Annotated in this window: 14 protein-coding genes; 9 read left to right on the top strand and 5 right to left on the bottom strand. The window is 70.2% G+C overall.

Going from position 1 to position 17,794, the window contains the following annotated elements; translation table 11 throughout:
- Nucleotides 1–285 precede the first annotated feature (285 nt).
- Together AC07F0_RS21550 and eccCa are read right to left on the bottom strand one after the other, a co-directional pair.
- Nucleotides 286–528 carry a hypothetical protein gene (locus AC07F0_RS21550; RefSeq protein WP_478981050.1) on the bottom strand — a complete coding sequence of 81 codons (243 nt, stop codon included), beginning with the start codon at nucleotides 526–528 and terminating at the stop codon, nucleotides 286–288.
- An 8-nt stretch (nucleotides 529–536) separates the two neighbouring features.
- A complete protein-coding gene (eccCa, locus tag AC07F0_RS21545; RefSeq protein WP_478981405.1) occupies nucleotides 537–4,511 on the bottom strand; it encodes a type VII secretion protein EccCa in 3,975 nt (1,324 codons plus the stop codon).
- Nucleotides 4,512–4,837: 326 nt separating this feature from the next.
- Between eccCa and eccD the strand changes: the two genes are divergently transcribed.
- A complete protein-coding gene (eccD, locus tag AC07F0_RS21540) occupies nucleotides 4,838–6,343 on the top strand; it encodes a type VII secretion integral membrane protein EccD (protein WP_478981403.1) in 1,506 nt (501 codons plus the stop codon).
- A 194-nt stretch (nucleotides 6,344–6,537) separates the two neighbouring features.
- Here the strand turns inward: eccD and AC07F0_RS21535 are convergent, their stop codons facing one another.
- Complete coding sequence (locus tag AC07F0_RS21535; RefSeq protein WP_478981048.1) at nucleotides 6,538–6,831, bottom strand: DUF397 domain-containing protein; 294 nt, start codon at nucleotides 6,829–6,831, stop codon at nucleotides 6,538–6,540.
- A gap of 301 nt (nucleotides 6,832–7,132) precedes the next feature.
- Between AC07F0_RS21535 and rpsO the strand changes: the two genes are divergently transcribed.
- The 5 genes from rpsO to AC07F0_RS21510 all read left to right on the top strand — a co-directional run bounded on the left by rpsO (nucleotide 7,133) and on the right by AC07F0_RS21510 (nucleotide 12,566).
- Nucleotides 7,133–7,420 carry a 30S ribosomal protein S15 gene (rpsO, locus tag AC07F0_RS21530; protein ID WP_010042739.1) on the top strand — a complete coding sequence of 96 codons (288 nt, stop codon included), beginning with the start codon at nucleotides 7,133–7,135 and terminating at the stop codon, nucleotides 7,418–7,420.
- Nucleotides 7,421–7,724: 304 nt separating this feature from the next.
- Nucleotides 7,725–9,941: a polyribonucleotide nucleotidyltransferase gene (locus AC07F0_RS21525; protein ID WP_086563210.1), complete on the top strand. Its 2,217-nt coding sequence runs from the start codon at nucleotides 7,725–7,727 to the stop codon at nucleotides 9,939–9,941.
- The gene (locus tag AC07F0_RS21520; RefSeq protein ID WP_478981046.1) at nucleotides 9,938–11,317 is read left to right on the top strand and encodes a M16 family metallopeptidase; all 1,380 of its coding nucleotides are present in this window, start codon (nucleotides 9,938–9,940) and stop codon (nucleotides 11,315–11,317) included. Before AC07F0_RS21525 ends, AC07F0_RS21520 begins: the two co-directional genes overlap by 4 nt.
- Before the next feature lie 27 nt (nucleotides 11,318–11,344).
- The gene (gene dapB / locus AC07F0_RS21515; protein WP_436730992.1) at nucleotides 11,345–12,097 is read left to right on the top strand and encodes a 4-hydroxy-tetrahydrodipicolinate reductase; all 753 of its coding nucleotides are present in this window, start codon (nucleotides 11,345–11,347) and stop codon (nucleotides 12,095–12,097) included.
- A 13-nt stretch (nucleotides 12,098–12,110) separates the two neighbouring features.
- On the top strand, nucleotides 12,111–12,566 hold the full coding sequence (locus tag AC07F0_RS21510; RefSeq protein ID WP_355861663.1) for a tetratricopeptide repeat protein: 456 nt from the start codon (nucleotides 12,111–12,113) through the stop codon (nucleotides 12,564–12,566).
- Between the two features lie 106 nt (nucleotides 12,567–12,672).
- Here AC07F0_RS21510 and AC07F0_RS21505 read toward each other — a convergent pair whose 3' ends face one another.
- Nucleotides 12,673–13,227, bottom strand: a complete 555-nt coding sequence (locus AC07F0_RS21505) for a hypothetical protein (RefSeq protein ID WP_478981044.1) — start codon at nucleotides 13,225–13,227, stop codon at nucleotides 12,673–12,675.
- A 112-nt stretch (nucleotides 13,228–13,339) separates the two neighbouring features.
- The gene (locus AC07F0_RS21500; RefSeq protein WP_274820197.1) at nucleotides 13,340–13,582 is read right to left on the bottom strand and encodes a hypothetical protein; all 243 of its coding nucleotides are present in this window, start codon (nucleotides 13,580–13,582) and stop codon (nucleotides 13,340–13,342) included.
- A 177-nt stretch (nucleotides 13,583–13,759) separates the two neighbouring features.
- Between AC07F0_RS21500 and thyX the strand changes: the two genes are divergently transcribed.
- The 3 genes from thyX (at nucleotide 13,760) to AC07F0_RS21485 (ending at nucleotide 17,451) form a co-directional block, all read left to right on the top strand.
- On the top strand, nucleotides 13,760–14,500 hold the full coding sequence (thyX, locus tag AC07F0_RS21495) for an FAD-dependent thymidylate synthase (RefSeq protein WP_436730995.1): 741 nt from the start codon (nucleotides 13,760–13,762) through the stop codon (nucleotides 14,498–14,500).
- A 211-nt stretch (nucleotides 14,501–14,711) separates the two neighbouring features.
- Nucleotides 14,712–15,611, top strand: a complete 900-nt coding sequence (dapA, locus tag AC07F0_RS21490) for a 4-hydroxy-tetrahydrodipicolinate synthase (RefSeq protein WP_399414844.1) — start codon at nucleotides 14,712–14,714, stop codon at nucleotides 15,609–15,611.
- A gap of 154 nt (nucleotides 15,612–15,765) precedes the next feature.
- Nucleotides 15,766–17,451 (top strand): ribonuclease J, encoded by a 1,686-nt coding sequence (locus AC07F0_RS21485; RefSeq protein WP_478981042.1) that lies wholly within the window; start codon nucleotides 15,766–15,768, stop codon nucleotides 17,449–17,451.
- The last annotated feature ends 343 nt before the right edge of the window (nucleotides 17,452–17,794 follow it).

Here is a 17,794-nt window from a genome sequence, read left to right as displayed (position 1 = left end):
GGACGGACCATTCTGCCGAACTTGTACTAGGCCAGGTCCGTGACCCAGTTCAAAACCAGTCCACGGACCTCATCACACTTTCCCCTCAAGTCATATCTGAGCCGCAGTCGAAAACGTCCACGCAGCCATCCCTGCCATCGCCCTAGCCCAGGCGAACGCCACGATCCGCTTCGACCGATACGCCGAGCCCGACGGCTCGTTCGCCTCAGGATCCCGGACCGACGCGCCTGGATCGCCAGCGCAGCGCCCGCTGGTCGCCCCCCCCGGAGGCACTACTCGTCCCCCTCAATCCTCAAGCCCACCCGACTCGATGTAGTCAATGCTGGTGAACCACCACACGGCCATCACGACCATCACCGCCGCGAGTGAGAGCAGCAGAATGCGCCGGGCTCTGTACCCCGCTTCTGACGGTTCGTTCGCCTCTGGGTCGCTGAAGCGGCGTGCTTGGAAGCGCCACCAGAGCGCCTTCTGATCGACCAGGCCCATCCCGGCGAGCCAAAGGGCGAGGAGGAGCAGGAAGACTCCCACCCCCACCATCAGAACGTCCCTTCCGGACTCAACCCGATCTGCACCAACGGTTTCCCCCTCCGTCGAGACACAAAGACCCCCCGCCCCGCAGGCATAGGCCGTGGCCGAACCCCGCCCAGCAGATCCCCTTCACCTGGGTCGCCGGCCAGCACCACACCCTGCGCGCCCAGTTCCTTCACCCGTTGCATGAACGCCTCGTACGAAGCCCGCCCCGCACCCGCGGTCGACCGCGCGATGATGAACCGCACCCCGACATCCCGGGCGAACGGCAAGAGCTCCGTCAGTCCCGCCAGCGGATTCCCGCTCGACGTGGCCACGAGGTCGTAGTCGTCGATGACGACGTACACCGTGGGTCCGCGCCACCAGCTCCGGTCCCGCAGCTGCTGGGCCGTGACGTCGGCCGTCGGTGTGCGGCGCTTCATCAGGTCGGCCAGGGCGGCCATGTGGTGGTCCATGGAGTTGGACATGGGGATGTACTCGGCGAGGTGGGACGACGGCGTCACGTCCAGGAGCGAGCGCCGGTTGTCGATGACGAACAGCTTGGCCTCGTCTCCGGAGTACCGCTGCGTCAGCTGCTGGATCAGCAGCCGCAGCAGGTTCGACTTGCCCGACTCGCTCTCGCCGAAGACGAGGAAGAACGGGTCCTGCTCGAAGTCGACGAAGACCGGTTCGAGGTTGTCCTCGTCGAGGGCGAAGGCGACTCCGCGGCGCGGGAAGCGACCGCCCGGAGGCAGCTGATCGGCCGGAAACGCGCGGGGCAGCAGCCGGACTTCGGGAGCGCCGGGCGCCTGCCAGTGCCGGGAGACCTCGGTTGCGAGGGCCGCCGTGGCGTCGGCCAGATCCGTGTCGGAGGTCAGACCGTCTATGCGCGGCACCGCCGCCATGAAGTGCAGCTTCTGCGGTGCCTGTCCTCGGCCGGGCACGCCCGCCGGAACGTTCGCGGCCACCTTGCGGTCCAGCTCGGAGTCCATCGTGTCGCCGAGCCGCAGCTCCAGGCGGTTCATCAGATGGTCCTTGAGGTTGGCCCTGACCTCCATCGAGCGTGAGGCCGTCAGGATCAGGTGGACGCCGTAGCCCAGACCACGCGCGGCGATTTCGTGGATCACCTGGTCCATCGCCTCGTAGTCCGATCGGAAGTTGCCCCAGCCGTCGATGACCAGGAACACGTCACCCCAGGGCTGGTCCGTGACCGAGATCTCGCCCCGGGCCCGCCTGGCCCGGAAGTCCGCGATCGACGCGATGCCGGCGGAGCGGAAGTACTCCTCGCGGCGGGTCAGCACGCCGTACACCTCGGCCACCGTGCGCCGCACCCGCTCCGGATCCAGGCGCGAGGCGACCCCGCCCACGTGCGGCAGCCCGGCCACCGCCGCCATGCCGCCACCGCCGAAGTCGAGGCCGTAGAACTGCACTTCGTACGGCGTGTGCGTGAGCGCGAAAGCCGAGATCAGGGTGCGCAGCAGCGTCGACTTGCCGGACTGCGGGCCGCCGATGATCTGCATGTGGCCGGCCGCGCCGGAGAAGTCGACCCAGAGCGGGTCGCGGCGCTGCTCGTACGGCTTGTCCACCAGGCCCGCCGGTACGATCAGGCGGCCGGCACCCTCGTAGCCCGGCTGTGTGAGGCCGCGGCCCTGCACCGCCGTGAGGCCGGGCAGGAGCGCGTCGAGCGGCGGCGGGCTGTCCAGCGGCGGCAGCCACACCTGGTGAGCCGCCGGGCCCTGCGCCTCCAGTCGGCGCACGATCACGTCGAGCACGGTGTCGGCGAGCGCGTCGTCGACCTCCGGACCGTCCGAAGCCAAAGGGCGCTGCTGCGGCACAGCCACGTACTGCACCGGCACCTCGGCCGCCGTGAACAGCACCGGTCGCCGGTCCACCGGCAGTGGGCCGCTCCCCAGCGCCGCCCGCTGCGTGCCCGAGCGGTACACGCCGGAGACGTACGCCGCCTTGAAACGCACCATCTCGTCCGTACCGAACTTCAGAAGACCGGAGCCCGGGACGTTCGGCAGCTCATAGGCGTCCGGTACGCCGATCGCCGCGCGGGACTCGGCGGCGGAGAAGGTACGCAGACCTACTCGGTAGGACAGGTACGTCTCCAGACCACGCAGACGGCCTTCCTCCAGTCGCTGCGACGCCAGCAGCAGATGCACGCCGAGCGACCGCCCGATGCGGCCGATCTGCACGAACATCTCGATGAAGTCGGGCTTCGCCGTCAGCAGCTCACTGAACTCGTCGATGACCAGCACCAACGACGGGATGGGCTGCAGAGCCGCACCGGCCGAGCGGGCCTTCTCGTAATCGTGGATGTTGGCGTAGTTGCCCGCGTCGCGCAGCATCTCCTGGCGGCGGTTGAGTTCGCCGCGGATGGAGTCGCCCATACGGTCGACCAGGGTGAGGTCGTCCGCGAGGTTGGTGATGACGGCCGCCACGTGCGGCATCCGCGCCATACCGGCGAAGGTCGCGCCGCCCTTGAAGTCCGCCAGGACGAAGTTGAGCGTCTCCGACGAATGGGTGACCGCCAGGCCCAGTACCAGAGTGCGCAGCAACTCCGACTTGCCGGAGCCGGTGGCGCCCACGCACAGGCCGTGCGGGCCCATGCCCTCCTGTGCGGCCTCCTTGAGGTCGAGCATCACGGGGCGACCGTCCTCGCCGACACCGATCGGCACCCGCAGCCGCTCGGCCAGCGAACGTGGCCGCCATGTGCGCTGGGTGTCGACGGACGCCGCGTCACCGAGGTTCAGCAGGTCGGTGAACTCCAGGTTGGCGAGCAGAGGTTCGTCGTCGTCCCCACCCGAGGCCATCCGCAGGGGGGCCAGCTGCCGGGCGAGGGCCTCGGCGGACTCGTACGACAGGACGTCCGGAGTTCCTTCGTAGACGACACCGTGCGCCGACTCCAGGTGCAGCGCCTCGGGCCGTACGACGATGGAGAGCTCGCCGCCGCCCGTGCTCAGGTCGCCGGGAACCACCTCGAGGACGGTGACGCCCTGGAGCCCTTCGGGGTTGGCCAGGACCGAGTCTGGCGGCAGGGAGAGGCCGTCGAGTACGACGACGATGTGGGGCTCCTCCGGCAGGGGCGCCGCGTTCGGGTGAAAGCGCGGTCGGCCGGTCAGCCGGGTGGCGAGCAGGTTCTCCAGCTCGCGGCTGTCGCTGTCGATCAGCCTGCGGCTGCCGGCTCCGTCCACGGCCCCGGGCGCCTGGACGTGCGGCAGCCACTTGGCCCACTCCCAGTGGGGCAGCGCCTCGCGGCCCGCCGCCACCACGATGAGCAGATCCTCCGGGGAGTGCAGCGCCGCCAGCGAGCCGGTCACGGCCCGGGCGGAGGATCGTACGGACTGCGGATCGCCGCTGATCGTGACGTGGTAGAAGGCACGCAGCGAGATCGCCATCGGCAGGTCGTCCAGGGTGCTGTGGACGGCGAGGAAGCGCTGCATCGCACCCGCGGTCAGCGGCTCCAACTGCGCGACGGGGGCGGTCTCCGGGGCGACGAGGGCCCTGGCGAGGGCCTGCGAGCCGAGGCCGATGCGGACCTGGGCGAAGTCCTCGTCGCCGGGGCGTCGTTCCCACACCCGGCTGCCCTCGGCGACCAGGGCCCACAGTTGATCGGGCGAGGGGTGGAGGAAGTACTGCGCGTCACGCTGTGCCCTCGCCGTGTCGACGGCCGTGCGCCGGGTCTGCGCCAGGTAGCTCAGGTAGTCGCGGCGCATGTCCGCCAACTCGCCCTGGGAGCCGCGGCGGAAGCGGACCACCATCGCGACGGACATGGCGATCGTCGAGGCGATCATGACCATGCCCATGATCCTCATGAACGGCTGCCCGCTCGTGAAGAAGAAGACCACCGAGCCACCCATGCCCAACGTCGGCAAGAGTTGCATCAGCACGCTTTCCCGGTGTCCCCGCGGCAGTTCGGGCGGAGGCTGCAGGACGATCTCCTGCGTGGGCACTTCGGACGGCAGCACCCGAGGCGGGCGCTTCACGACGATGTGGCTCACTGTCATCCATTCCCTCGGCCGGCCCGAAAGTCCGTCCGCCGCCCCGTGTCAGGCGGACGCAGGCCGCCGCGTGATCCTACTGACTCCAGTGGAGGCAAGGGGGCGGTAGGGTGCCGGATGTTCGCGTCGGCACACGCGAGTTGAGCAGGTGCGATGGGGCATTCCACGCCATCTGGCGAGATGCGGAACCCCGACGACGGACACGAAGGCGCATTGTTCCCACGACCTCGCCGCACGGCCGGTCACAGGGGGCGGGGAAAACCGCGTAGGACTGACTTCCGTACCGTAGGTACGGATTCATCACTGAGGGGGAGCAGCAGGTGAGCATGACGGCCTCCGCGGCAGCCACTGGAGGAGGACCCCGTACGGGGACTCCTGCCGGTGCGGGCACGGGTCTCGGTTTCTGCCGTGTCACCATCGTCGCGCCCGACAGCCGGATCGACGTGGCGCTGCCCGACGACATCCCGGTCGCCGACATCTATCCGGAGATCCTCACACTCTCCCGGCAAAGCCCCCTCGACGGCGCACCGGTCGGCTACCACCTGGTCCGCCGGGACGGCACCGTCCTCGACAGCGCCCGATCTTTCGCCGCCCAGCGCATCCTCGACGGCGAACTCCTCGCGCTCCGCCCGTTCTCCGAGTCGCTGCCCCCCGCCGTCTTCGACGACGTCTCCGAAGCGGTCGCCTCCGCAGTGACCAGCGAACGCACCTTGTGGAGCGGCGACTTGACGCGCGTGGCGGGCCTCGTCGGGGGAGGCGTACTGCCGGTCCTGCTCGCCTTCGTGGCCTGGATGGGCGACCCGCTCCACGACATGAACAGCCTGCCCGGCATCCTCGCCGGCGTGGCCGGTGTCCTCCTGGTCGTCCTCGCCTGCGTGCGCGCCCGGGTCTACGACGACCGGGCCTCGGCCATCGCCTTGGGTCTCGGCGCTCTCCCCAACGTGGGCGTGGCCGGCTCGGGTCTCCTGCCGCTCGCCGACGGACAAGGCATCGGCAGGCTCCAGTTCCTCCTCGCCTGCGCGGCGGTGCTGCTGGCCTCGGTCGTGCTCACCCTGTGCTCGCCGAGTGGGGACGGCCCGTTCGTCGGCTTCGTCGTCGCCTCCGCCATCGGCCTGCTCGCCGTGTTCGCGGTGATCCTCGCCGACTGGACGCCTTCGGAGATCGCCGCCCTGTGCGCCCCGATCGCCGTCGGAGGCCTGGCCTTCCTGCCGGGCCTGTCGATGCGCTTCGCCCGGCTTCCGATCGGCTTCGACACCCCGAACACCGCCCCGCGCAGCGCGTACGACACCGACCCCACCCCGCAGAAGCCGGTCGACGCCGAGCGGGTCGCCGCCAAGGCGCGGCGCGGACACGAACTCCTGGTCGGCCTGGTGGGCGGCTGCGCGCTGATCGCCGTCGGTTCCTCGGCGGTCCTCGGGTTCTCCTCGGACCTCTGGGCCCAGCTCCTCGCCCTCGCGACCGGCCTGGCCCTGCTGATGCGCGCCCATCTCTTCCGGTACACCGGACAGGTGGCCCCCGTCCTGGGCGCCGGTCTCGCCTCTCTGGTGCTGCTCGGCCTCGGGCTGGCGCTCAATCCGCCGCACTCGATCGTCCGCGAGGCCCTCACCGGCGACCGCGCCGACCTCGACCTCCGGACCATCTGGCTCGTCGCGGCGATCGCCGCGACGGCCGCGCTCGTCACGGCGATCGGCCTGATCGTCTCGCGCGGCGGCCTCACCCCGTTCTGGGGACGCTTCCTGGAGATCGCCGAGGGCTTCGTGCTGCTGACCCTGGTACCGCTGGCCCTGGCCGTGTTCGACGTGTACTCGACGGTCCGCTCGATGACCAGCTGAGCCCCGACCGGCTTCCTCGTCCAGCGGGGTGGCGGCGGCCGCAGGCGCCGGGCTGCTGCGGGGCCCGTTGCCCGCTCAGTCGGACACGCCGTCGACCGCCACGACGCAGAGCCGCCCGCGGGTTCGGCTGCTCGATCACCGGGTCGCCGGGCGAGCGCCCGACGACCCGGTCGGTCTGCTCCCGTGCCCACCCGTCATTCCGGGGCGAGCCCTCCACCGCGGGGCGTCGGCTCCAGATCGAACTCCCCGTCCCGCGCCCCCAGCACGAACGCCCGCCACTCCGCCTCGGTGTAGCGCAGCACCGTGTCCGGGTCGAGCGAGGACCGCATCGCCACAGCCCCTTCGGGCAGGTACGCGATCTCGACCCGCTCCTCGTGCTCCTCGGTGCCCGGCGCGCAGTGCCACTCGACACCGGAGATGTCGAGGGCGTAGAGCTCGTCCCGCTCCCGCTCCTTGCGTGCCTTGATCTCCTCAGCCGTCTCCGCCATGCCGCAGCGACCCCTTCCCGACGTACCAGTTCCCGGAGTACGGATCCCCGACGTACGAACGATCCGAACCCGCTCACCCTAGTGGCGCCGGCCGCCCCGTCCGGCAGGTTCGGGGACCAGCGCAAAGACGGCCCTGGCCGCCTGGTACCCTGGTCGACGGCCGTTTGTGTACGCACCCCCGGAGCGAGTTCTCGCCCTGGAGGCCGCGCCCAGCGGATCCCCGCCTTCCGAGTCACGGAAGCTCCCCCGAGAAGCAGACCGGGGGCACTCGGTGGCCATTCACAGACTATGAGGAGTACGCGTGTCGCTCGACGCCGCTACGAAGAAGCAGATCATGTCCGAGTTCGGTACCAAGGAGGGCGACACCGGCTCCCCCGAGGTCCAGGTCGCTCTGCTGTCGCGTCGGATCTCCGACCTGACCGAGCACCTCAAGACCCACAAGCACGACCACCACTCCCGCCGTGGCCTGCTGATCCTCGTCGGTCAGCGCCGCCGGCTGCTGCAGTACCTGGCGAAGAAGGACATCCAGCGCTTCCGTGCGCTGGTCGACCGCCTCGGCATCCGCCGCGGTGCGGCGGGCGCCAAGTAAGACGCCGTGAAGGGAGCGGTTCCCGGCAGGAAAGGGGACCGCTCCCTTTGCTGTACGTGCGGAGTGTCACCGCTGCTTTGTAGTGTGGTAGCACAACGCAATACGGACGACACAGCACGACAAGAGGAAGAGGAGAAGCGCGCCTAGCCGCCGCCGGTCCTCGGTAGTGGCCCCCGGGGGAAGCGAGCCCCGGGTGCTTCGATCGAAGACCGGCCCGCACCGCACGGAGCGCTTCTCCGCCACCGTCCCCCTGCCACACGGGCAGCCAGGGACGAAAGACGACAAAGTAACGGAGAAAACGCTAGTGGAGAACGAGACCCACTACGCCGAGGCCGTCATCGACAACGGCACCTTCGGCACCCGCACCATCCGCTTCGAGACGGGCCGCCTGGCCAAGCAGGCCGCCGGCTCCGCCGTGGCGTACCTGGACGACGACACCATGGTGCTGTCGGCCACCACCGCCTCCAAGAACCCCAAGGACCAGCTCGACTTCTTCCCGCTCACGGTGGACGTCGAGGAGCGGATGTACGCCGCCGGCAAGATCCCCGGCAGCTTCTTCCGCCGTGAGGGCCGCCCCTCCGAGGACGCCATCCTCACCTGCCGCCTGATCGACCGCCCGCTGCGCCCGTCCTTCAAGAAGGGCCTGCGCAACGAGATCCAGGTCGTCGCCACGATCATGGCGCTCAACCCCGACCACCTCTACGACGTGGTGGCGATCAACGCCGCCTCCGCGTCCACGCAGCTGGCCGGCCTGCCCTTCTCCGGCCCGATCGGCGGCGTCCGCGTCGCGCTGATCAACGGCCAGTGGGTGGCCTTCCCGACGCACACCGAGCTCGAGGACGCCGTCTTCGACATGGTCGTCGCGGGCCGCGTCCTGGAGGACGGCGACGTCGCGATCATGATGGTCGAGGCCGAGGCCACCGAGAAGACCATCCAGCTGGTCAAGGGCGGCGCCGAGGCGCCGACCGAGGAGGTCGTCGCCGCCGGTCTGGAAGCCGCGAAGCCCTTCATCAAGGTTCTGTGCAAGGCGCAGTCGGACCTCGCCTCCAAGGCCGCCAAGCCGACCGGCGAGTTCCCGATCTTCCTGGACTACCAGGACGACGTCCTCGAGGCGCTCACCGCCGCCGTCAAGCCCGAGCTCGCCCAGGCGCTCACCATCGCCGGCAAGCAGGAGCGCGAGGCCGAGCTGGACCGCGTCAAGCAGCTCGCCGCCGAGAAGCTCCTGCCGGAGTTCGAGGGCCGCGAGAAGGAGATCTCCGCCGCGTACCGCTCGCTGACCAAGACCCTGGTCCGGGAGCGCGTCATCAAGGAGAAGAAGCGCATCGACGGCCGCGGTGTCACCGACATCCGCACGCTGGCCGCCGAGGTCGAGGCGATCCCGCGGGTCCACGGCTCCGCGGTGTTCGAGCGTGGCGAGACCCAGATCCTGGGCGTCACCACCCTGAACATGCTCCGCATGGAGCAGCAGCTGGACACGCTGTCGCCGGTGACCCGCAAGCGCTACATGCACAACTACAACTTCCCGCCGTACTCCACCGGCGAGACCGGCCGCGTCGGCTCCCCGAAGCGCCGCGAGATCGGCCACGGCGCCCTCGCCGAGCGCGCCCTGATCCCGGTCCTGCCGACGCGCGAGGAGTTCCCCTACGCGATCCGCCAGGTCTCCGAGGCGCTCAGCTCGAACGGCTCGACCTCCATGGGGTCGGTCTGCGCCTCCACCATGTCGCTGCTGAACGCCGGTGTGCCGCTCAAGGCCCCCGTCGCCGGTATCGCCATGGGCCTGATCTCCCAGGAGATCGAGGGCGAGACGCACTACGTCACCCTCACCGACATCCTCGGTGCGGAGGACGCCTTCGGCGACATGGACTTCAAGGTCGCCGGCACCAAGGAGTTCGTGACCGCCCTCCAGCTCGACACCAAGCTGGACGGCATCCCCGCCTCCGTCCTGGCCGCGGCCCTCAAGCAGGCCCGTGACGCCCGCCTCCACATCCTCGACGTGATGATGGAAGCGATCGACACGCCGGACGAGATGTCCCCGAACGCCCCGCGGATCATCACCGTCAAGATCCCCGTGGACAAGATCGGCGAGGTCATCGGCCCCAAGGGCAAGATGATCAACCAGATCCAGGAGGACACCGGCGCCGACATCACGATCGAGGACGACGGCACGATCTACATCGGCGCCGTCGACGGCCCGTCCGCCGAGGCCGCCCGGACGACGATCAACGGCATCGCCAACCCGACGATGCCCGAGGTCGGCGAGCGCTACCTGGGCACGGTCGTGAAGACGACCACCTTCGGCGCGTTCGTGTCGCTGCTCCCGGGCAAGGACGGTCTGCTGCACATCTCGCAGATCCGCAAGCTCGCCGGCGGCAAGCGCGTGGAGAACGTCGAGGACGTGCTCGGCGTCGGCGCGAAGGTCCAGGTGGAGATCGCCGAGATCGACTCGCGCGGCAAGCTCTCCCTCATCCCCGTGATCGAGGGCGAAGGCGACGACGACAAGAAGGACGACACCGACCAGTGACGTCGACCGGCTCGACGGCGACGGCCCGCACCTCCTCGGAGGCGCGGGCCGTCGCCCGTACCCAAACCCTGATCAAGGGCATCAACGGCATCGGCGTCGTCCGCAAGACCACCCTCCCCGGTGGCCTGCGCATCGTCACCGAGACCCTTCCCTCGGTCCGCTCGGCCACCTTCGGCATCTGGGCCCACGTCGGCTCCCGCGACGAGACGCCCGCGCTCAACGGCGCCACGCACTACCTGGAGCATCTGCTCTTCAAGGGCACGAGCCGCAGGTCCGCCCTGGACATCTCCTCCGCGATCGACGCGGTCGGCGGTGAGATGAACGCGTTCACGGCGAAGGAGTACACGTGCTACTACGCGCGCGTGCTCGACACCGACCTGCCGCTCGCCATCGACGTCGTCAGCGACATGCTGACCGGCTCGCTCATCCTGGAAGAGGACGTCGACGTCGAGCGCGGCGCCATCCTCGAAGAGATCGCCATGACCGAGGACGACCCGGGCGACTGCGTGCACGACCTGTTCGCGCACACGATGTTCGGCGACAACCCCCTCGGCCGCCCGGTCCTCGGCACGGTCGCCACGGTCAACGCCCTCACCGCCGACCGCATCCGCCGCTTCTACAAGAAGCACTACGACCCGACCCACCTCGTGGTCGCCTGCGCCGGCAACATCGACCACGCCAAGGTCGTACGCCAGGTCCGCGCGGCCTTCGAGAAGGCCGGCGCCTTCAAGGACCCCGTCGCCGAGCCCGTCGCCCCGCGCGGCGGCCGGCGCGCCCTGCGCACCGCCGGCCGGGTCGAGCTGATCGACCGCAAGACCGAGCAGGCCCATGTCGTGCTCGGCATGCCGGGCCTGTCCCGCACGGACGAGCGCCGCTGGGCCCTGGGCGTGCTGAACACCGCCCTCGGCGGCGGCATGTCGTCCCGCCTCTTCCAGGAGGTCCGCGAGAAGCGCGGCCTGGCCTACAGCGTGTACTCGTACACCTCGGGCTTCGCCGACTGCGGCCTGTTCGGCGTGTACGCGGGGTGCAGGCCGTCGCAGGTGCACGACGTGCTGAAGATCTGCCGCGACGAACTCGATCACGTCGCCGAGCACGGCCTCTCGGACGACGAGATCGGGCGCGCGATCGGCCAGCTTCAGGGCTCCACGGTCCTCGGCCTGGAGGACACCGGCGCGCTGATGAACCGTATCGGCAAGAGCGAGCTGTGCTGGGGCGAGCAGATGTCCGTCGACGACATGCTGGCCCGGATAGCCTCGGTCACCCCGGACGACGTCCGCTCGGTCGCCCGCGAGATCCTGGGACGGCGGCCCTCCCTGTCGGTCATCGGCCCGCTGAAGGACAAACAGGCGGCCCGCCTGCACGACGCCGTCGCCTGACAACCCCTGGTGAAGGAAGCACAAGAGATGAGCAAGCTGCGCGTGGCGGTTCTCGGCGCCAAGGGCCGGATCGGCTCGGAAGCGGTCCGAGCCGTCGAGGCCGCCGAGGACATGGAACTGGTCGCCGCGCTGAGCCGCGGCGACAAGCTGGAGACGCTGGCCGAGACCGGCGCCCAGGTCGCCGTCGAACTGACCACGCCCGACTCGGTCATGGCCAACCTCGACTACTGCGTACGCCACGGCATCCATGCGGTCGTCGGTACGACGGGCTGGACCGACGAGCGCCTCGCGCAGCTGAAGGGCTGGCTGGAGCAGTCCCCGGAGACGGGCGTGCTCATCGCGCCGAACTTCTCCATCGGGGCCGTCTTGACCATGAAGTTCGCGCAGATCGCCGCCCCGTACTTCGAGTCCGTCGAGATCGTCGAGCTGCACCACCCGAACAAGGTGGACGCCCCCTCCGGCACCGCCACGCGCACCGCCCAGCTCATCGCCGAGGCCCGCCGCACCGCCGGCTCCGCCCCGGCCCCCGACGCCACGGCCACCGCCCTGGACGGTGCCCGCGGCGCCGACGTCGACGGTGTCCCGGTCCACGCCGTCCGGCTGCGCGGCCTGCTCGCCCACCAGGAGGTCCTGCTCGGCGCCGAGGGCGAGACCCTGACGGTCCGGCACGACTCGCTGCACCACAGCAGCTTCATGCCGGGCATCCTGCTCGGCGCCCGCCGTGTGGGGAGCGTCCCGGGCCTGACGTTCGGCCTGGAACACTTCCTGGACCTGAGCTGAGTCCCTGACCGTCATGCGCGCGAAGCTCACCTACGCCCTCACGGCCGCCGTCCTGGTCGTCTACTTCGTCCTGGTCGGCAGCCGCGGTGTCCTGCTCATCGAGACCGGCACGCCCCTCACCGTCACGTTCGGTGTCGCGGTGCTGATCCTGCCGGCCATCGGCCTGTGGTTCCTGTGGAAGAACACCCAGTTCGTCCGCAGGGCCAACGCCCTCGCCGCCGAACTCGACGCCGAGGGCGGCCTGCCCGTCGACGAGCTGAGGCGCACGCCCAGCGGGCGGATCGACCGGGACTCGGCCGACGAGGTCTTCGCCAAGCGCAAGGCCGAGACGGAGGCCGCCCCCGACGACTGGCGCACCTGGTTCCGCCTCGCCGTCGCCTATCACGACGCCCGCGACACCCCGCGCGCCCGCAAGGCGATGCAACGCGCGATCGCCCTGCACGACGGCAAGCAGCCCGAGACGGCCTGAACCGCACCTCGCTCATGCCGGAACTCATGCCGGAACTCATGCCGGAGGGGCCGGACCGCGAACGGTCCGGCCCCTCCGGCATGAGAATCCCGGGTCACCCGGGACGTCAGTGCGGGCGGTACTCGTCGGCCCATGCCTCGATGGAGTCCGCCGCCCGGTCGAAGGCCTCCACCCGGCCCAGGAAGTCCGTGTTGTGCGTGGTCAGCAGCGCCGGCCCACCGTCGGGCGACTGCCCCCGCCTCACGAGCAGCAGCGCCTGCCCCTGCACCGTCCGGGGCAGCCCCAGCCAGCGCACCGGCTGCTGCACCGTGCGCACGGCGACGACCTGCTCCCAGGGCGCCGTACGCGTGGTGAGGAAGCCCACGTGCCGCAGCCCGCGCGCGCTCACCCACACACCCACGCGCAGCAGCCGCAGTGCCCCGGCGATGACCAGCAGCGCGAGCCCGAAGACCACACCGGCCGAGGTCAGTTCGGCCGTCGCCGCGATGATGACCGCCGCGAACAGCACGAACGAGGCGAGCAGCAGCGCGAGCGCGGCCGCCCCCACCCGCCAGGGGCCGGGCCGGTACGGCCGCCGCCAGCGATCACGGTCGTCGTAGGGCAGCGGAACGTCGTCCGTCGCCTCGAAAACGCGGTCGGCCGTCAGGAAGGGCAGGGGCACGGCTGGTCCTCACTCGATCCATGCGTGGGCTGTGCCCGGTGAGGCTACCGATCTGTGTCCCCGGTCACCACTGGCGGGGGGCCGGATGGAGTCATCGCCGGTCTGCGGCGGCTCAGTTCTTCTGCGACGCCTGCGACTGCTGGGGCTGCGAGCCCGGGTTGTCGCCCGTCGACAGCGCGGGCGTCCCGATGACCAGGGAACCCACGAGCCCCGCCACGATGGTCAGACCCAGCAGCCAGCGCCCGGCCATCTGGCCGACGGACAGCCGCTCACGCGGTGGGGGAGTGACATTACTGCGGAACCTGTCGGCCTCAGCAACAAAGGCAAACGGTACGGGTTCACGCCGACCGAACATCAGGGGTGCTTCTCCCTTCGGGGATGGAACGAATCACTCTCGTCCCTGAAGACGAACGAACTCCCTCAGTGGTGCCCTGTTTCACCGACTTCATTGCGGCACGCCACCGATCGCACGGATTTCGCCGGGCCGTAGAGTGGCGTCGCCACACGACGAGATGGGAAGGCCCTGCCAACCGTGACCGACACTCCCGCCGACGACCCCAAGCCCAGCTACCGCAGCGATGTGACCGTCGAGCTGGTCAAGCACACCGCCTCCGACGCGGACGTCCTGTTCGCCGCCCGTGTCTCGACCCTCGGCGAGCAGTCCCTGGACGAGCTGAACAAGGATCCCGAGCGCTCCAAGGGCCTGATCAACTACCTGATGCGGGACCGGCACGGCAGCCCCTTCGAGCACAACTCGATGACCTTCCTCATCAGCGCCCCGATCTTCGTCTTCCGCGAGTTCATGCGGCACCGCGTCGGCTGGTCGTACAACGAGGAGAGCGGCCGCTACCGCGAGCTCCAGCCGGTCTTCTACGTCCCCGACGAGTCCCGCAAGCTCGTCCAGGAGGGCCGCCCCGGCAAGTACGTCTTCGTCGAGGGCACCCAGGCCCAGCAGGAGCTCGTCGGCCGCGTGATGGAGGACTCCTACCGTCAGGCGTACGAGGCCTACCAGGAGATGCTCGGCGCCGGCGTCGCCCGCGAGGTCGCCCGCGCGGTCCTCCCGGTCGGCCTGTACTCCTCGATGTACGCCACCTGCAACGCCCGCTCGCTGATGCACTTCCTCGGCCTGCGCACCCAGCACGAGCTGGCCAAGGTCCCGTCCTTCCCGCAGCGCGAGATCGAGATGGTCGGGGAGAAGATGGAGGCCGAGTGGGCCCGGCTCATGCCGCTCACCTACGCGGCCTTCAACGCGAACGGACGCGTGGCGCCGTAACGCGCCCCGGTTCCCCGATCAGGTACAGATGTACGGTTCAGCCGCACGAAGTGTCCGTATTGCGGCATTTCGAGAAGTTCATCTAGCCTGATCAAACGGGTCCGGCACTGCTTGAACCCCCGAGCAGGCAGTGCCGGGCTCCACCTTTGTCACGACTTGTCGCCTCCCCCTAGGGAAGACCCGGTCCTGAGCAACGAGTAGCGTGTAACCCATGGCTCCGACCTCGACTCCGCAGACCCCCTTCGGGCGGGTCCTCACCGCCATGGTCACGCCCTTCAAGGCGGACGGCGCACTCGACCTCGACGGCGCGCAGCGGCTCGCCACCCACCTGGTGGACGCAGGCAACGACGGCCTGGTCATCAACGGCACCACGGGCGAGTCGCCGACGACCAGCGATGCGGAGAAAAGGGATCTCGTACGGGCGGTCCTGGAGGCGGTCGGTGACCGTGCCCATGTCGTGGCCGGGGTCGGCACCAACGACACCCACCACAGCATCGAACTGGCCCGCGCGGCGGAGCGCACCGGCGCACACGGCCTGCTCGTCGTGACCCCGTACTACAACAAGCCCCCGCAAGAGGGCCTCTACCGGCACTTCACGGCCATAGCCGACGCCACCGGGCTGCCGGTCATGCTCTACGACATCCCCGGCCGCAGCGGCGTCCCCATCAACACGGAGACGCTCGTCCGCCTCGCCGAGCACCCCCGGATCGTCGCGAACAAGGACGCCAAGGGCGACCTGGGCCGGGCGAGCTGGGCCATCGCCCGCTCCGGCCTCGCCTGGTACTCCGGCGACGACATGCTGAACCTGCCCCTGCTCTCCGTGGGCGCGGTCGGCTTCGTCTCGGTCGTCGGCCACGTGGTCACCCCCGAGCTGCGCGCCCTGGTCGACGCGTACACCTCGGGCGACGTCCAGAAGGCCACCGAGATCCACCAGAAGCTGCTCTCGGTCTACACCGGCATGTTCCGCACCCAGGGCGTGATGACGACCAAGGCGGCGCTCGCGCTGAAGGGCCTGCCCGGCGGGCCCCTGCGCGCCCCCATGGTCGAGTGCGCGCCCGAGGAGATCGAGCAACTCAAGATCGATCTTGCCGCCGGCGGGGTACAGCTCTGACATCAGACTTCGCGCGGCCCCCCGCGCACCGGCTTCACAACTGAATAAGCGGGCCACCGGTGCCCGCACCACCCATACGACAACTGCTTCTGCACGAACGTCATGCGCGCCACGTGCCCTACCGGTACGTGGCGCGTGTGGTGAGGAGAGTCTTTTGAGCCATCCGCATCCCGAACTCAGCGCGCCCCCGCCGCTCCCCGAAGGCGGCCTGCGGGTCACCCCGCTCGGCGGCCTCGGCGAAATCGGCCGGAACATGACGGTCTTCGAGTACGGCGGTCGCCTGTTGATCGTCGACTGCGGAGTGCTCTTCCCCGAGGAGGAGCAGCCCGGAATCGACCTGATCCTGCCGGACTTCTCGTCCATCAGGGACCGCCTCGACGACATCGAGGGCATCGTCCTCACGCACGGCCACGAGGACCACATCGGCGGCGTCCCCTACCTCCTGCGCGAGAAGCCGGACATCCCGCTGATCGGCTCCAAGCTGACCCTCGCCCTCATCGAGGCCAAGCTCCAGGAGCATCGCATCCGCCCGTACACCCTCGAGGTGGCGGAAGGACACCGCGAGCGCATCGGCCCGTTCGACTGCGAGTTCGTCGCGGTCAACCACTCCATCCCCGACGCGCTGGCCGTCGCCATCCGCACCCCCGCGGGCATGGTGGTCCACACCGGCGACTTCAAGATGGACCAGCTCCCGCTGGACAGCCGCCTCACGGACCTCCACGCATTCGCACGCCTGAGCGAGGAGGGCATCGACCTCCTGCTCTCGGACTCGACGAACGCCGAGGTCCCGGGCTTCGTCCCGCCCGAGCGGGAGATCTCCAACGTCCTGCGCCAGGTCTTCGCCGGCGCCCGCAAGCGCATCATCGTCGCGAGCTTCGCCAGCCACGTCCACCGCATCCAGCAGATCCTGGACGCGGCGCACGAGTACGGCCGCCGCGTCGCCTTCGTCGGGCGCTCCATGGTCCGCAACATGGGCATCGCGCGCGATCTGGGCTACCTGAAGGTCCCCCCGGGCCTGGTCGTGGACGTCAAGACGCTCGACGATCTCCCGGACAGCGAGGTGGTCCTCGTCTGCACGGGCTCCCAGGGCGAACCCATGGCGGCCCTGTCGAGGATGGCCAACAGGGACCACCAGATCCGCATCGTCCAGGGCGACACGGTGATCCTGGCGTCGTCCCTGATCCCCGGCAACGAGAACGCGGTCTACCGCGTGATCAACGGCCTCACCCGCTGGGGCGCCAACGTGGTCCACAAGGGCAACGCCAAGGTCCACGTCTCCGGCCATGCCTCCGCGGGCGAGCTGCTGTACTTCTACAACATCTGCCGCCCGAAGAACCTGATGCCGGTGCACGGCGAATGGCGCCACCTGCGAGCCAACGCCGAGCTGGGCGCCCTGACCGGCGTCCCGCACGACCGCATCGTCATCGCCGAGGACGGCGTCGCCGTCGACCTCGTCGAGGGCAAGGCCAAGATCTCCGGCAAGGTCCAGGCGGGTTACGTCTACGTCGACGGCCTCTCGGTCGGCGACGTGGGGGAGCCGGCCCTCAAGGACCGCAAGATCCTCGGCGACGAGGGCATCATCTCGGTCTTCGTCGTCATGGACTCGTCCACCGGGAAGATCACCGGCGGCCCGCACATCCAGGCCCGCGGCTCCGGCATCGAGGACTCCGCCTTCGGTGACGTGATCCCCAGGATCACGGAGTCGCTCGAGCGCTCCGCCCAGGACGGCGTGGTCGAACCCCACCAGCTCCAGCAGCTCGTTCGCCGCACGCTGGGCAAGTGGGTGTCGGACACGTACCGGCGCCGGCCGATGATCCTGCCTGTGGTCGTGGAGGTCTGACGGCCCGTCGGGCCTGAGCAGGCGCCAACTGGGAGCGGGGGGGGGGGGGGGGGGGGGGGGGGGGGGGGAGAAGGGGGGGGGGGGGGGGGGGGGTGGGGGGGGGGGGGGGGGGTGGGGGGGGGGGTGGGGGGGGGGGGGGGGGGGGGGGGGGGGGGGGGGGGGGGGGGGGGGGGGGGGTGGGGGGGGGGGGGGGGGGGGGGGGGGGGGGGGGGGGGGGGGGGGGGGGGGGGGGGGGGGGGGGGGGGGGGGGGGGGGGGGGGGGGGGTTGGGGGGGGGGGGGGGGGGGGGGGGGGGGGGGGGGGGGGGGGGGGGGGGGGGGGGGGCGGGGGGGGGGGGGGGGGGG

Source organism: Streptomyces sp. NPDC045955 (genome assembly GCF_056430805.1).
The sequence above is the reverse complement of the archived record's forward strand: the minus strand, read 5'-3'. Positions and strand labels throughout refer to the sequence as shown.

Coding starts and splice junctions, on each gene's coding strand:
- AC07F0_RS21500 (WP_274820197.1), bottom strand. CDS start 13,582: ATGTTCGGTCGGCGTGAACCCGTACCGTTTGCCTTTGTTGCTGAGGCC.
- AC07F0_RS21535 (WP_478981048.1), bottom strand. CDS start 6,831: ATGGCGGAGACGGCTGAGGAGATCAAGGCACGCAAGGAGCGGGAGCGG.
- dapB (WP_436730992.1), top strand. CDS start 11,345: ATGAGCAAGCTGCGCGTGGCGGTTCTCGGCGCCAAGGGCCGGATCGGC.
- eccD (WP_478981403.1), top strand. CDS start 4,838: ATGACGGCCTCCGCGGCAGCCACTGGAGGAGGACCCCGTACGGGGACT.
- AC07F0_RS21510 (WP_355861663.1), top strand. CDS start 12,111: ATGCGCGCGAAGCTCACCTACGCCCTCACGGCCGCCGTCCTGGTCGTC.
- dapA (WP_399414844.1), top strand. CDS start 14,712: ATGGCTCCGACCTCGACTCCGCAGACCCCCTTCGGGCGGGTCCTCACC.